Annotated in this window: 14 protein-coding genes; 10 read left to right on the top strand and 4 right to left on the bottom strand. The window is 64.3% G+C overall.

The window, feature by feature from the left end:
* Position 1: 1 nt before the first annotated feature.
* The 4 genes from IM737_RS09800 to IM737_RS09785 are packed head-to-tail and all read left to right on the top strand — an operon-like array spanning position 2 to position 3,074.
* Positions 2-1,027 (top strand): ABC transporter ATP-binding protein, encoded by a 1,026-nt coding sequence (locus tag IM737_RS09800; RefSeq protein ID WP_236899729.1) that lies wholly within the window; start codon positions 2-4, stop codon positions 1,025-1,027.
* Positions 1,024-2,034, top strand: a complete 1,011-nt coding sequence (locus tag IM737_RS09795) for an ABC transporter ATP-binding protein (protein WP_236899728.1) — start codon at positions 1,024-1,026, stop codon at positions 2,032-2,034. The genes IM737_RS09800 and IM737_RS09795 overlap by 4 nt, the downstream gene beginning before the upstream one ends.
* Before the next feature lie 21 nt (positions 2,035-2,055).
* Positions 2,056-2,934 (top strand): DMT family transporter, encoded by an 879-nt coding sequence (locus tag IM737_RS09790; protein WP_236899727.1) that lies wholly within the window; start codon positions 2,056-2,058, stop codon positions 2,932-2,934.
* Positions 2,931-3,074 carry a hypothetical protein gene (locus IM737_RS09785; RefSeq protein ID WP_236899990.1) on the top strand — a complete coding sequence of 48 codons (144 nt, stop codon included), beginning with the start codon at positions 2,931-2,933 and terminating at the stop codon, positions 3,072-3,074. Before IM737_RS09790 ends, IM737_RS09785 begins: the two co-directional genes overlap by 4 nt.
* Positions 3,075-3,229: 155 nt before the next feature.
* Here the strand turns inward: IM737_RS09785 and IM737_RS09780 are convergent, their stop codons facing one another.
* Positions 3,230-4,111, bottom strand: coding sequence for a helix-turn-helix transcriptional regulator (locus IM737_RS09780; protein ID WP_236899726.1), 882 nt, complete (start codon positions 4,109-4,111; stop codon positions 3,230-3,232).
* 198 nt (positions 4,112-4,309) lie between these two features.
* Here IM737_RS09780 and IM737_RS09775 point away from each other — a divergent pair, with 198 nt between their 5' ends.
* The 6 genes from IM737_RS09775 to IM737_RS09750 all read left to right on the top strand — a co-directional run bounded on the left by IM737_RS09775 (position 4,310) and on the right by IM737_RS09750 (position 10,428).
* A complete protein-coding gene (locus IM737_RS09775) occupies positions 4,310-5,545 on the top strand; it encodes an amino acid ABC transporter substrate-binding protein (protein WP_236899725.1) in 1,236 nt (411 codons plus the stop codon).
* Between the two features lie 190 nt (positions 5,546-5,735).
* A complete protein-coding gene (locus tag IM737_RS09770) occupies positions 5,736-6,608 on the top strand; it encodes a branched-chain amino acid ABC transporter permease (protein WP_236899724.1) in 873 nt (290 codons plus the stop codon).
* Positions 6,605-7,522, top strand: a complete 918-nt coding sequence (locus IM737_RS09765) for a branched-chain amino acid ABC transporter permease (RefSeq protein ID WP_236899723.1) — start codon at positions 6,605-6,607, stop codon at positions 7,520-7,522. The genes IM737_RS09770 and IM737_RS09765 overlap by 4 nt, the downstream gene beginning before the upstream one ends.
* A complete protein-coding gene (locus tag IM737_RS09760) occupies positions 7,519-8,244 on the top strand; it encodes an ABC transporter ATP-binding protein (RefSeq protein WP_236899722.1) in 726 nt (241 codons plus the stop codon). The genes IM737_RS09765 and IM737_RS09760 overlap by 4 nt, the downstream gene beginning before the upstream one ends.
* Positions 8,237-8,980: an ABC transporter ATP-binding protein gene (locus IM737_RS09755; RefSeq protein WP_236899721.1), complete on the top strand. Its 744-nt coding sequence runs from the start codon at positions 8,237-8,239 to the stop codon at positions 8,978-8,980. Before IM737_RS09760 ends, IM737_RS09755 begins: the two co-directional genes overlap by 8 nt.
* Positions 8,977-10,428 carry an aldehyde dehydrogenase gene (locus tag IM737_RS09750; protein WP_236899720.1) on the top strand — a complete coding sequence of 484 codons (1,452 nt, stop codon included), beginning with the start codon at positions 8,977-8,979 and terminating at the stop codon, positions 10,426-10,428. Before IM737_RS09755 ends, IM737_RS09750 begins: the two co-directional genes overlap by 4 nt.
* A gap of 300 nt (positions 10,429-10,728) precedes the next feature.
* Here IM737_RS09750 and IM737_RS09745 read toward each other — a convergent pair whose 3' ends face one another.
* The 3 genes from IM737_RS09745 to IM737_RS09735 are packed head-to-tail and all read right to left on the bottom strand — an operon-like array spanning position 10,729 to position 15,036.
* Positions 10,729-12,489 (bottom strand): ABC transporter ATP-binding protein, encoded by a 1,761-nt coding sequence (locus IM737_RS09745; protein WP_236899719.1) that lies wholly within the window; start codon positions 12,487-12,489, stop codon positions 10,729-10,731.
* Positions 12,486-13,430: an acetamidase/formamidase family protein gene (locus tag IM737_RS09740; protein ID WP_236899718.1), complete on the bottom strand. Its 945-nt coding sequence runs from the start codon at positions 13,428-13,430 to the stop codon at positions 12,486-12,488. The genes IM737_RS09745 and IM737_RS09740 overlap by 4 nt, the downstream gene beginning before the upstream one ends.
* On the bottom strand, positions 13,420-15,036 hold the full coding sequence (locus tag IM737_RS09735) for an ABC transporter substrate-binding protein (protein WP_236899717.1): 1,617 nt from the start codon (positions 15,034-15,036) through the stop codon (positions 13,420-13,422). Before IM737_RS09735 ends, IM737_RS09740 begins: the two co-directional genes overlap by 11 nt.
* Positions 15,037-15,039 lie beyond the last annotated feature (3 nt).

The following is a 15,039-nucleotide window of genomic DNA, read 5'->3' as shown; positions in this document are numbered from 1 at the left end:
CATGCTGCACGATCCCAAGCTCGCCCAGCCGCCACTGCTCGAAATCACCGGCCTGCGCGCCAGCTTCCGTGGCACGAACGGCTATGCCGAGGCCGTGCGCGGCATTGATCTGACGCTGCAGCCTGGCAAGGTTCTTGGCATTGTCGGTGAATCCGGATCGGGCAAATCCGTTTCGATGATGGCACTGTTGCAATTGCTGCCCGGTGGCTCGCTGGTCACCGGCAGCGCCAAGTTTCGCGGCCGCGAACTGGTCGGCATGGCGCCCGAAGATATCCGCCGCATTCGCGGCAAGCAGATCGGCGTCATCTTCCAGGACCCTCTGACCGCCTTCAATCCGGTGCTCACCATCGGCGAACAGATCGCCGAAGCCGTGCGGCTGCACGATGTAACCGTCAGCAAGAAGCAGGGCCTCGAACGCGCCGAACACCTGCTCGATTCCGTCGCCATCCCCCAGCCGAAGCGCCGCGTCAGCCAGTACCCGCACGAGTTTTCCGGCGGCATGCGCCAGCGCGCAATGATCGCCATGGCTATCGCCAACAGCCCCGAACTGCTGATCGCCGACGAACCGACCACAGCGCTGGATGTCACGGTGCAGGCGCAGATCCTCGATTTGCTGCAAAAGCTGCGCGAGGATCTCGGCATAGGCCTCGTGCTGATTACCCATGATCTGGGCGTCGTTGCCGGCTCTGCCGACGAGATCGCGGTGATGTATGGTGGCCGCATCGTCGAGCGTGGGCAGGTGGAGGACATCTTCTATCGCACCCGCCACCCCTATACCCGCGGCCTGCTCCGTGCCATGCCCAACATCGAAGACGATGGCGAAAACCTCACGCCCATCGAAGGCACGCCGCCTTCGATCTGGGCGCGTCCCGCTGGCTGCGCCTTTCACCCGCGCTGCACGAGCGCCCAGGCCATCTGCGCGACCGACGATCCAGCTCTGCGCCCCGCCGAGGCCACGCTCAGCGCTTGCCATTTCGCCGACCTGCTGCTGCCGCTGCAAGCCAAGGTTCTGGAGGCGATGCCATGAACGCGCTCACCCCATTCGACGGCCCGATTCTGGAAGTGGATGGCGTCGTCAAGGACTTCCCGGTGCGCGGCGGCATCCTCAACGCGCCGACCGACTACGTCCGCGCCGTCTCCGGCGTGTCCTTCGCCATCAATCGTGGCGAGACCTTTGGCCTCGTCGGGGAATCCGGCTGCGGCAAGTCCACCCTCGGCCGCTGCATCATGCGGCTCATCGATCCCACCGAAGGCCAGGTCAAGCTTGCCGGACGTGACCTGCTCGCTGCCTCGCCAGCCGAGATGCGCCAGTTGCGCCGCGACATCCAGATCGTCTTTCAGGACCCGCTGGCCTCGCTCCATCCGCGCATGCGCATCAGCGACATCCTCGCCGAATCCCTGCGTCTCGCCCGCCTCCCGAGGCGTCAGGTCGCCGAGCGCGTGCGCGAACTGATCGAGCTGGTGCAACTGCCGCAGGACGTCGCCGATCGCTGGCCGCACGAACTGTCCGGCGGGCAGCGCCAGCGCATCGGCATCGCCCGGGCCATCGCGCTCGAGCCGAAGGTCATCGTGCTCGACGAGCCGGTCTCGGCGTTGGATGTCTCCATCCAGGCCGGCGTGCTGAACCTGCTCAAGTCACTGCAACAGCGGCTCGGCATCGCCTATCTGTTCATCGCCCACGATCTGGGCGTGGTACGCCACATCTCCCACCTGATCGGGGTGATGTATCTGGGCCGTATCGTTGAGATCGCCCCGGCCCGGCAACTGTTCCATGCGCCGCAGCATCCCTATACGCTGGCGCTACTTTCCGCCGTGCCGCTGCCCGATCCGATCGCCGAGCGCAAGCGCAGCCGCATCGTCCTCTCGGGCGATCTTCCCAGCCCGCTCAACCCGCCCAGCGGCTGCCATTTCAGCACCCGCTGCTGGAAGGCACAGTCGCTTTGTGCGAGCAAGGTGCCGGCGTTGCGCGAGATTTCCCCAAGCCAGCGCGTCGCCTGCCACTTCCCGACGCTGGAAACCGCGCCGGCCAACTGATTTCATCTGGTCAATTCACCCATGCGCCTGCGCGACTTTCTCATCTTTGCTGGCGTCTGCTTCATCTGGGCTGCCAACCTGGTGGTCAGCCGTGCGCTCTTTACGATGTTCAACATTGGCCCGATTTACTACGCCGCTGCCCGCTTCGGCCTGGTTGCGCTGATCCTGGCGCCGCTGCTGCGTCCGTTGCCCAGGCCGACCTTGCCGGTAATCATCATCGGCGCGCTGCTGGGCGCGATGCATTTTGGCCTGATGTTCCTCGCCCTCAACGCCGCCTCGACGGCCAGCGTCTCCATCGTGCTGCAACTCTCGATCCCTCTGACGGCTATCCTCTCGGTGCTCATCCTTTACGAAAGGGTCAGCTGGCGGCGGGCGGCCGGCATCGCGCTGGCTTTCTGCGGCGTCATCATCGTAATGTGGGAACCGGAAGGGCAGTCCACCATCATCGGCCTGCTCTTCGCTTTTGTTTCGGCCGCAGCGCTCGCCCTCGGTTCCATTTTGCTCAAGCGCTACGGCCCAATCCGGCCGCTGCGCATGCAGGCCTGGGTGGCGCTTGCCTCGTTCCCGCCACTGATGGGCCTCTCACTGTTTGCCGAGCACGGCCAATGGCAGGGCGGCATCGATGCTGGCTGGCCGTTCTGGGTCGGCCTTGCCTTTTCGGTAGCCATCGTTACCATTGTCGCCCACACTGCCTATTTCCGCGTGCTGCAGCGCTACCCAGCCAGCCTGGTAGCGCCGCTGGGGCTGATGATGCCGCTGATGAGCATCGCCATGGGCGTTGTGCTGCTGGGTGAAACGTTTGACCTGCGGATGCTGCTGGGCGCTCTTGTTGCGCTGATCGGCCTGCTGGCGATCCTGTTCGGACAGGCAACTCCGCCACAGCCGCAAGAAGCAACATGAGTCCCCCAAGCAATCGACCGCCGCAACCCACTTCCGAACGCGCAGGCTCAAAAAACGTCGCCACCGAAGCCGGCCTGGCGGTCCTGGCCGACAACATCAAGCGCGCCATCGCGGTCGCCGGCGTCGGCCCAATCCTCTAGGCGACAAGGGAATGAACAGGTCCCTCTGATCCATGCACCCCGCTCAGGCGAGAACCTGCCGCGAGTTCTCACACAGCCTCGGGCCGAAAGCAGACACTTGAGAGACCGCAAACGCCGTTATGCGATCTGCGAGCATCTTACTGGTGTGGAGACCATCACGGCCAAGCCGCATAGGAGCCGTCGCGCCCGGCCCGCAGCCGCTGCATCTGCTGCCGGTAGCGTCCGGGAGAGATGCCCTTGAGCCGAGAGAAGAAGCGGTTGAAGTAGCCGGCGTCTCGAAAGCCGAGCGCATCGGCGATCTCGCTGACCTGCAGCGCTGAGCGCTCCAACAGGCTCTCCGCGTCCTCCAAGAGCCGGCCATGCACAAGCTCCAGCGGCGACTTGCCAGTGGCGCGGCGTATCGCCGAGTTCAGGCGGTCGGTGGAGATGCCCATGGCACCTGCATAGTCTGCCATCCGCCACTGCGCGCGGGCATTGAGCTCCACCAATTGTATGAAGCTCTGCACCAGCACGCGCGGGGATGCCTGTTGCTGCGTCGCCACCCCGCCCAGCCGCCAGAAGGCGATCAACACGAGGCATAGCCGGCTCATTATTGCTTCGCGCATGCCGGGCAATTCTTCGAGGGCTTCGCGGCGCATGTCCTCAAGGTCGCGGATGGTCGCCCGCGCAGCTGCCGCGTCGATGCGGATGCCCAGCAGCGGCCGATCAATGGCCTGCCGCAGCGGCCCGGCGATCGAACTGGCTGGAACGACGCGTCCCAGCGCGGCATCGGACACCGTCATCGCCACGCCCCGCGCGCCTGCCTCCAGCTGCACGCTGCCCGTTACGCCGCTGGGCAGCCAGATAACGCAAGGCGCCTCGATCGGGGCCACTGTGCTGCCGAGCCGCACCATGCCGCGACCCGAAGCGAGCACGAAGCTGTGCGCGCCAAGCCGCGCCTTGGCGGCGGGAAAGTCCCACTCCGCGGCGGACAGCGATCCGCCTATGTCAGCCACCTCGACGTCCTGCGCCAGCCCGGGGCCCGGCAAGGCGATCATCTGCTGGTCCACTTTGGTGCCGAATCCCCTGAAACGGGCCTGTAAAGTACATTTATCTCTCTCTAATGTCTATTTTCGTGGGTCGCGTGGCGCTCTACCGTTCAGGCAAGGACGGAGCCGGACAGCAAAGGACCAAACAAGGTCGCAGCCGGAGCCGCATCTGGGAGCGCCCGCAGCGTCGGGCAGGAGGAGGAAGCTATGACCACTATCAGTCGCAGAACCGTCTTGCAGGGCATGGGCGTCAGCGCCCTGGCCACGGCCCTGTCGGGCCTACCGGTCCTTGCGCAGGGCCGCACGGCCATCCGTATAGGCTACGCCATTTCCAAGACCGGCCCAAACGCGGCTGGCGCCGGCATCTCGACGACGCCCAACTACCTGCTGTGGGTCGATGACGTGAACAAGGCTGGCGGCGTCACGCTCAGCAAGCTTGGCGTCACCCTGCCGCTTGAAGTCACCGAATATGATGATCGCTCGACCGCCGAGGAAACCGTACGCGCTATCGAGCGCCTGGCTACACAGGACAATGTCGACCTGATCCTGCCGACCTGGGGCACGGGCGCCAACCTCGCTTCCGGCCCCACCTTCGACCGTTTCGGCTACCCGCAACTGGCGGGAACCGCCGTAACGGATATGGCACCTGACCTGGTGCAGCGCTGGAAGCACAGTTTTTGGATGCTGGGCGGCGGCCACGACTATGCCGAAGCCCTAGTTGCCCTTCTGGTCAAGCAGCGCGACGTCGGCACCATCAACAACAAGGTGGCCATTGCGTCGGTCGCCGACGGCTTCGGCATCGATCTATCCAAGGCCGCGACGCCCGCCTTCACCGAGGCGGGGTTCGAGCTGGTTTATGACAAGACCTATCCGTTGGGCACTTCGGACTTTGCCCCTGTTATCAACGAGGTTGCGGGGCTGGGCGTCGACACCTTCATTGCCTTCTCCTATCCGCCCGATACATTTGCGCTGACCCAGCAGTCGGTGGTCGCCAATTTCAGCCCGAAAGTGTTCTATCTCGGCGTCGGCACCGCCTTCCCGATCTATCCGGGCATTGCCGGGCCGAACCACAATGGCGTCATGGGCATTGGCGGCATCGATCCCGACAGTGAAGCGCTTGCCGCCTATTTCGAACGGCATACGGCGCTCAACGGCCAGGCACCTGACAGCTGGGCCAGCGCAATCACCTATGCGAGCCTCGAAATCCTGCAGCAAGCCATCGAGCGCGTTGGCGACATCGACCGCGAAGCCATCTCCGCCGAAATCTCCAGCGGCGAATTCGATACCATCATCGGCAAGGTGAAATTGGTCGACAACCAGCTGCGCTCGCTCTGGACGGTTGGTCAGTGGCAGGACGGCAAGTTCGTCGGCCTAGCCCACACCGAGCGCGACGGCAGCCGCGAGCCTGTCGTGCCGAAGCAAGCCTGGGTGCCGGCGGCCTAGGTAGCTTTTTCACCTCTCCCTTTCGGGAGAGGCCAGCGGCAAAGCCGACGGGTGAGGGGCCTTGAACAAGCACCTCACCTCGTAAAGGCAGTTGCGCGACCGAAGGCGATCAATCTCTCCCCCAAAGGGACAGGTTGTGAAGGGCCCACGGCTTCGGGCCAAACTGCAATTCCTCTTGACCGGAGCGCCCATGCTCTTCAGCGCCATTCTTACCGGCCTCATCCTCGGGGGCACCTATGCTCTGGTCGCTATGGGCCTGACGCTGCAATATGGCGTCGCACGCATCATGAACCTGGCCTATGGCGACATCATCATATCAGCCAGCTTCGGTGCTTTCGTGCTGTTCACGGCGCTCGGCATCAATCCCCTGCTCGGCATGCTGATCGTCATTCCCGCCGGTTTTGCGCTGAGCTGGCTGATCTATGCCGTGATGTTGCAACCGCTGGCCCGCCGCTCGCGGGATCGGGGACGGCTCGAGGGCGACTCGATCCTTGCCACATTCGGGCTGCTCTTTGTCATCCAGGGCGTGGCGCTGGTGATCTTCGGCTCCGGCTTCATGAGCTACAGTTACATGGCCGTGCCGGTCGATATCCTGGGCACCACCATCGCCGCCAATCGCCTGCTCGCTTTCGGTCTGGCCATCACCTTCGGGCTTGGCCTGTGGCTCGTTCTGACCCGTACCCGCTTCGGAACCGTCATCCGGGCTGTCGCTTCCAATCCGGCCTCGGCGCCGCTGGTCGGCATCAATGTTGACAGCGTCGCTCGCTTTGCCTTCGCCATCGGCGGCGCGCTAGCGGCCGCGGGTGGCGTCGTGGTTTCGATGTATCTCACCTTCTCGGCCACTATGGGCGTGATTTTCACCATGAAGGCGTTGATCGTGGTCATCATGGGCGGCGTCGGCAACATCATGGGGGCACTCGCAGCCGGGCTTATCCTGGGATTGGTCGAGACGCTGGTCGCCAGCTTCATCGATCCCGGCCTGACACTGGCAGCCACCTATCTCATCTTCCTCGCCGTGCTCGTGGTGCGGCCGCAGGGCCTGTTCGGAAAGGCCGCGCGATGAAGTTCATCCTTGCCTTTGTCGCGCTGGCGGCCTTCGCCTTCGTGCCCAGCTTCGCCGGAGCCTACCCGCTCGGCCTTGGCATCGGCATCCTGGGCTATGGCGTGCTTGCCACAGCCTGGGCGATGTTCTCCGGCCCCACTCGCTACATCTCCCTTGCTACGGTCGCCTTCTTCGGTCTCGGCGCCTACACGGTCGCCGTCCTCGGCGAGACCATGCCCTATCCCCTGATCCTGGTCGTCGCGGCCCTTGTCGGCCTCGTCGTGGCCCTGATCGTCGGGCTCGCCACGCTGCGCCTCGCCGGCATCTATTTCGTCATCTTCACCTTCGGTCTCACCGAACTGGTCCGCCAACTGGTGACCTATTACGAGGTAAACGTTACCCGCACCCTGGGCCGCTACGTATTCCTGCCGCTGGGGCCTGAGCATATCTATTGGCAATTGCTGGCGCTGCTGGCCGCGACGCTTGCCATCGCCTTCTGGGCGCGCCAGTCGCGCATCGGTCTCGCCCTGCGGGTCATCGGCGACGATCCGGTGGTGGCCAGCCATCTCGGCGTGCGCATTACCCGCACCAAGCTGACGCTATTCTCCATCTCCTGCGTGATCATGACGCTGGCCGGCGCCATCCAGGCGCCACGCTGGACCTATATCGAGCCGTCCATCGTGTTCAATCCGACCACCAGCTTCCTTGTCGTCATCATGGCCCTGCTGGGCGGACCCAACCGCCTGCTCGGACCGCTGCTCGGCGCCATCCCGCTCTTCCTGCTGTTCGAATGGCTCTCGGCCAATTTCCCCAACCACTATTCGATCATCCTGGGCCTGCTGTTCATCGCCATCGTCTTCGTCCTGCCCAATGGCGTGCTGGCGGCTGGCGAAAGCTTGTGGGCCCGCATAAACCGCAAGGATGTGCAGCAGTGACTCTCCTCTCGCTCCACGGCGTCACCAAGCGCTTCGGCGGGCTCACGGCCGTCAACGGGCTCTCATTCGATCTGCTCGAGGGCGAGACGGTCGGCCTGCTCGGGCCCAACGGCTCAGGGAAGACGACGGCCCTCAACATGATCTCGGGCTATCTGTCGGTTTCGGACGGCACCATAGCTCTCGCCGGCGACACCATCAGCTCGCTTGGCCCCGAGCGAATCGCCCATCGTGGCGTCGCCCGCACCTTCCAGCTGGTGCGCGCACTGCCCTCGCTCAGCGTGGGTGAAAACGTGTTGGCGGCACTGGCTTTCCGCAAGCAACCGGTCTGGGGCAAGGCCGCCGAGGCCCGCATCGACACTCTCCTCGCCGATGTAGGCCTTGCCGGCCGCGCCGCCCAACCGGCCGATAGCCTCACCTATATCGACCTCAAGCGCATGGAGCTGGCCCGAGCTCTGGCGAGCGATCCCAGCCTGTTGTTGCTGGACGAATGGCTCGCCGGGCTCAACCCGACCGAATTGCGCGCCGGTATCGACCTCATCACCTCGCTGCGGCAGCGCGGCATCACCATTCTGCTGGTTGAGCACGTCATGGACGCGGTGCGAGCCCTCTGCAGCCGCTGCATTGTCATGAATGCCGGCAGCAAGATAGCCGATGGCTCGACGACCGAGGTGCTGGCCGACGCCGAAGTCATCCGCGCTTATCTGGGGGAAGCCCATGCTTAGCGCCGGTCCCATTTCGCTGCATTACGGCAAGCATCTCGCCCTGGACAGTGTCTCGGTCGACGTCGCCGATGGCGAAACCGTCGTCGTGCTCGGCGCCAATGGCGCGGGCAAGTCGAGCTTGCTCAAGGCCATTGCCGGATTGGTGCGGCCAGCCACGGGCGCCCGGGTAAATCTCGGTGGCATCGATCTCGTCGGCCGGCCGGCGCATCTTTATCTCGAAGCCGGCATTGCGCTGGTTCCCGAAGGTCGCGGCATTTTCGGCGACCTCACTGTTGCGGAGAATCTCGAACTTGGCGCCTATGCGCGCCACGCACGACCACATGAATTGCGCCAGCGCGATCTGGTGCTCGACCTCTTTCCGCGCCTCGCCGAGCGGCAGAAGCAGATCGCCCGCACCATGTCGGGTGGCGAGCAGCAGATGCTGGCTATTGGTCGCGCTCTGATGAGTTGCCCGCGCCTGCTGATGCTCGATGAGCCGAGCCTGGGCCTCGCGCCTATCGTCACGTTAGAGCTCTTCGCCGCATTGGGACGCATCCGTGCAACCGGTATTGCGCTGCTCGTCGTAGAGCAGAACGTCAAGGCCAGCCTCGCCATTGCCCATCGCGGCTACCTCATGGAAGCCGGCCGCATCACTGGCACCGGCACGGCCGATGCTCTGCGGGGCGACCCGGCGGTCCAAAAAGCCTTTCTCGGCGCGAGCGCGCCCATCCCTCTTTCGAATGGAGTTTCCCCATGACCGATCTCGGCCTGCTCATCAACAACGAGGAATCCGAAGCCACCGGCGGCGGCACTTTCGAGCGCAACAATCCCATGACCGGCGAACTCGCCACCCGCGCCGCCGCCGCCACGATAGATGACGCCCTGCGCGCCGCCGACGCTGCGGCGGCCGCCTTCCCGGCCTGGAGCAAAACCGCCCCGGCCGCTCGTCGCAAGATCTTGCTGGCCGCGGCAGATCGGCTGCAGGCCCGCACCGGCGATTTCATCGCCGCCATGGGCGCCGAGACCGGCTCAACAGCTGGCTGGGCAGGCTTCAATGTCATGCTCGCGGCAGAAATGCTGCGGGAAGCCGCCTCGCTAACCACCCAGATCACCGGCGAGATCATCCCCACCAATCGCCCTGGCTCAACCGCCTATGGCGTGCGCCAGGCCGCGGGCGTCGTACTGTCTATCGCGCCGTGGAATGCGCCCGTCATCCTGGGGGTACGGTCCCTCGCCACTCCATTGGCCTGCGGCAATACGGTCGTTTTCAAGTCCAGCGAGATCTGCCCGCGCACGCATCGGTTGATCGCCGACGCCCTGTTCGAGGCCGGCCTGCCGCCGGGCGTGCTTAACGTCGTCTCAAACGCTCCACAAGATGCGCCCGAACTGGTCGAGGCCCTGATCGCCCACAAGGCCATACGCCGTGTCAACTTCACCGGCTCGACCCGTGTCGGCCGCCACATTGCCGAACTCTCTGCCCGCAATCTCAAGCCTGCCCTCCTCGAGTTGGGCGGGAAGGCACCACTGGTCGTGCTCGACGATGCCGACCTCGAACAGGCTGTCGCGGCGGCAGCCTTCGGCGCCTACATGAATCAGGGCCAGATTTGCATGTCGACCGAGCGCATCGTGGTCGACGACAAGATTGCCGACCAGTTCGTCGCCGCACTGGCGGCCAAGGCGTCATCGCTCAAGGCCGGGGACCCGCGCGAAGGCAATACGCCACTCGGATGCCTGGTCGACCTCAGTGCCGCCCAGCGTATCGACGGGCTGATCAAGGATGCGGTGGCCAAGGGTGCACGCATCGTCGCCGGTGGCGGCATCGAGGGCACCATCATGCAGGCAACAGTCGTCGATGGCGTCACGCCAGGCATGAAGCTCTATCGCGACGAGTCCTTTGGCCCAGTGGTCGCGGTCATCCGCGTCGGCAGCATTGATGAGGCCGTACGCGTTGCCAACGATACCGAGTATGGCCTCTCGGCCGCAGTCTTCGGTCGGGACGTTAACCGCGCCATGAGCGTAGCGGCCCGCATCGAGTCTGGCATCTGCCACGTCAACGGCCCGACCGTGCATGACGAGGCGCAGATGCCATTTGGCGGCGTCAAGGCCTCTGGCTATGGTCGCTTTGGCGGCAAGGCGGGCATCGCGGAATTTACAGAGCTGCGCTGGATCACGGTGCAGGACGGCTCGATCCACTACCCGATCTGAGGGAGGGCCGCAGCAGCCTGGTGACCGGGAACAGGTTGCAGGGCCGGCCTAAGGCGCCGGCTTTGATAACCGATGGGTTCTAAGCGGTGAAACCGGGACACTTTGAGACGGTGCCAAGATTGGGCATGTAGGTCATGCGAGGTGACACCAGCTGGCATTAAGGAGACCTCTGTGCCGTCACCACGACGGCTGCTTTCAGGAGGCGATGATGCTGTATCAAACGTCTGAATGGGGCGCTTTGCCGTCCGGCAGCCGTTCGACGATTGGGGGCCTTGGATCGGCATGTGATATCGGTTCGCGTTAGGCCAGGACTAGATGGCCGTCCCCGACGTCGTGGTAGACTACCGGCGCGGGAACATAGCCCATGGGTCTTGCGGTGATCTTCACCTCACCGTCGAACGGCATGATGGCCGGACGAATACGCGTTGGGTCTGGTACGGGGACGGCCGCCATCAGGCGCCGCGTGTAACTGTGCTGCGGATTCTCGAATATCTGCGCCCGCGTGCCGAGTTCGACGAAGCGCCCCTGATACATGACGGCGACGCGATGGCTGATCTGCTCGACCACGGCCATGTCGTGCGAGATGAACAGCAGCGCGATGCCGGTCTCGTTCTGGATGTCCTGCAGCAGATCGAGGACCTGCGCCTGCACCGAGACGTCGAGGGCGGAGACGCTCTCGTCGGCGACAATGATCTTGGGTGACAGCGACAGGGCGCGTGCGATGCAGATGCGCTGTCGCTGACCGCCGGAGAATTCGTGCGGGTACCGGCTTGCCGCGTCCGCCGGCAGGCCAACACGGCCGAAGAGATACTCGACCCGGTCGGACAGTTCGGCGCCCTTGGCCAGGCCATGTATCTTGAGCGGCTCCGCCACCAGATCACCCACGCGCATGCGCGGGTCGAGCGATGCATAGGGGTCTTGGAAGATCATCTGGATGTCGCGGCGGATCGGCTTCATCAGCGCCGGACTGAGGCCGGCAATGTGGTGGCCGTTGACCCTGATGTCGCCGGTGAACGGCACCAGGTTGAGTAGCGCCTTGCCCGTCGTCGACTTGCCGCAGCCGCTTTCGCCCACCAGGGCAAGTGTCTCGCCGGCATGGAGACGGAACGAGATGCCTTCCACGGCGTGGACGCGACCCCGGCCCCGCCGCAGCAGGCCGCGCCCGATATCGTAGCGCACGGTCAGATCATCGACCTCCACCACGGCGCGGGGCGGTTTGACCGGCGGCTCCGCACGTTTGGGCATTGTGGTTCCGGCCATGGCGCCGAGCCGGGGAACGGCATCGAGCAAAGCCCGAGTATAGGGCGCGACTGGGCTGGCAAAGATGGTTCGCACCGGGCCGGCTTCGACCTGCTTGCCATCTTTCATGACCAATACGTCGTCAGCCATTTCCGCGACAACGCCCATATCGTGGGTGATCAGGATGACGGCCGTGCCGGTGTCCCGCTGCAGCAGGCGGATGAGGCCAAGAATTTGGGCCTGGACAGTCACGTCCAGCGCGGTGGTGGGCTCGTCCGCAATCAGGATATCCGGCGACTGGCTCAGCGCGATCGCGATCATGACCCGCTGGCGCATGCCACCCGAGAGTTCGTGCGGATACTGGCCCAGCCGCCGCGCTGCCTCTGGAATCTGCACCTGATCGAGCAGCGCCAGGGCGCGCGCCTTTGTCTGGGCAGTGGAGAATGCAGCATGGGCGGTGATGGCCTCGCTCAGTTGCCGCCCAATGGTCAGGACGGGATTGAGCGAGGTCATCGGCTCCTGAAAGATCATGCCGATCTCGCGACCGCGAACCTGTCGCATGGCTTCGCCGGGCAGGCCAAACAGGTCACGGTTCTTGAAGAGCGCCGAACCGGATGCGACACGGGCCATGGGCTTTGGCAGCAGCCCCATAAGCGACAAAGCCGTCATCGACTTGCCGGAACCCGATTCCCCGGCAATACAAAGCGTCTTGCCGCGCTCGAGCCTGAAGCTCAAGCCATCGACAACCCTGCGCGGACCGGCTGACGTCGCAACCTCGGTGACAAGGTCGCGCACATCAAGAAGCGCGGTGGTCTCAGTCACTCAAAGACCACCCGGGGGAAGTAGAAGCTCACCACCCAGTTGGGCATGTCGACGATCTCGGAAATGCGCAGATCGCCGCAGACCGAGCACAGCATGTAGGCCTCCTCGGCGAAGAGGCCATATTGCTTGCCGAGCAGGTCGATCATGCCCGAAACCGCATCGCGCGCGCCAGACATGAGGTCCGGACCGATGCCGGTCGTGACCTCATACCCCTTGGCATCGAGATGATTGGTTACGGGGCCTGACGTGGTGAAACGCGGCATGTGCAGGTTCGCGCCTTTGATTAGCTCGAACTTCAGCGCCACGTTCATCTGGCTCTCGATCGCCGTGCCGCAGACCTCGCCGTCGCCCTGGGCGGCGTGGGTATCGCCAACCGAGAACAGGCCGCCTTCCACCTCGATGGGCAGGTAGAGCACCGTGCCGGCCGTCAGGTCGCGGATATCGAGATTGCCCCCGACTCGGCGCGGCGGCACGATCGAGTGCCGGCCTGCCTCGGCCGGCGCCACGCCGATCTCGCCGCAGAACGGCTTGAGCGGCACCTTGCCGTTTTTCGAGAATGCCGCCGGCGCCATTGTGGTCTTGTCGTAAGACCACAATGTCAGCGCCGGATCCTTGAACTGGTCGGCCAGCAAGCCGAAGCCCGGAATATTGGCCGTCCAGCCGAAGCCGGATGGCTCGAAGGCCTCGAAGGTGATCTTGAGCGCGTCGCCTGGCTCGGCCCCATCGATATGGATGGGGCCGGTGACCGGGTTGACCTTGGAGAAATCGAGCGTTCCCACGTCAGCCACGGTGCTGCCGGGCTTGAAGTGCCCGGCGCCGCTGTCGAGGCATTCGAAATAGACCGTAGAACCCGGCGCCACCCGCTCGACGGGCGGGATCGAACGATCCCACCCAAAGTGATGATGCGCGCCGTGAATGGTGTAGTCGCAGTTACTGCACATCTTTGTCGAACACGTAATCGTAGTTGACGGGGATATGGACCGGATCGACGAAGATGGCGTCGGGGCCACCCAGGCGAGCCGATTTCATGGTGAAGCGCTGTTCGTTGAACACCGGCACCCAGGGCGCGTCTTCCATCACAGCCATATAAACGTCGCTCCACATCTGGTAGCGCTCCGCACCCTTGGCAGGATCGATGACGGAGTCCGCGGCGGTGGCCATGGCATCGAGGCCTTCGTTGCAATATTTCGACCAGTTCCAGCCGCCGTCGCCCGCGCCGGCACAACCCAGGATCGGGCCATAGAAGTTGGACGGATCGGGGAAGTCGGCGATCCAGGCCATGCCGCCCGACCACACCATCGGTGCAGTACCGGCGCCGCCGGCCTCGATGACGTTGGCCTGGGCCAGCGACAGGATTTCGGCGGTTACCCCGATGGCGGCCAGATCCTGCTGGATCGCCTGGGCGATACGCGGATTGGGATCGACGTTGTAGACATAGAGTTCGGTGGTGAACCCCTCGGCCAGCCCCGCCTCGGCCAGCAGTGCCTTGGCGCCCTCGACGTCGTAGGGAATGCCGGCATAGCCCTCGGTATAGCCCGGCATCGACGGCGGAAGCGGCTGGGTGGCGATGACCGCGCGATTGTTGATGATGCGGACGATGCGATCCTTGTTGATGGCCATGTTGATGGCCTTGCGCACGTCCGGATTATCCAGCGGAGGGATGGTCACGTTGAGGGTGATGTAGCCGGTATGCAACTGGCCCCCCTCGATGATCATGCCGGCATAGTCAGGGTTGTCCTTGACCTCGAGGAACTGCGCCGGCGGTATGCCGTCGCCGAGCACATCGACCTCGCCATTCTGCAACCGCAGCAGGGCCACCGTCGGCTCCTGCCCGACCTCGAAGACGATCTCGTCCATCTTGGGGATGCCGGGCTTCCAGTAGTCGGCATTGCGGGCGAAGACGAGGCGCTGGCCCAGCGTCCATTCCGCCAGCGAATATGCCCCGGTGCCAACCGGATGCTTGCCGAAATCGGCACCGAATTCGTCGACGGCTTCCTTGGGCACGATCGAGGAGAAGTTGAGCGCCACGACATGCAGGAACGTCGCGTCCGGCCGCGTCAGCGTGATTTCGATCGTCAGCGGATCGACAACCTTGACGCCAGACAGGCCGGTCGCCGATCCGTCGGAGGCAGCGTCGTAGCCGGCAATGGACGCAAAGAAGCCGGCGCCCGGGCTCTGCGTTGCCGGATTGGTGACGCGGTCGAGCGAGTACTTCACGTCCTCGGCGGTCATCTCGCGACCATTGTGGAATTTGACGCCCGGACGGAGCTTGAACGTATAGGTCAGCCCGTCATCGGAAATGGTGTAGCTCTCGGCGAGGTCAGTCGTCAGCGTGGACGTGCCCGGCTCGTAGTCCATGAGGCTGTCGAAAAGCGACTTGATCATCGACCAGTTCTGCCAGTCGTAGCCGATGGCCGGGTCGAGCGTCGCCACATCGTCCTTGTAGGTGACGATCATCGAGCCGCCCTGTTTCTCGTCCTGGGCGAAGGCGGGCGACGCGATCGCGAGGACCGCGAGTGCCACGCCGGATAACAGCAGTTTGCGCATAGA

This window comes from Devosia sp. SL43 (assembly GCF_021729885.1).
Taxonomy (GTDB): domain Bacteria; phylum Pseudomonadota; class Alphaproteobacteria; order Rhizobiales; family Devosiaceae; genus Devosia.
This window is presented reverse-complemented; position numbering and strand designations above follow the sequence as displayed.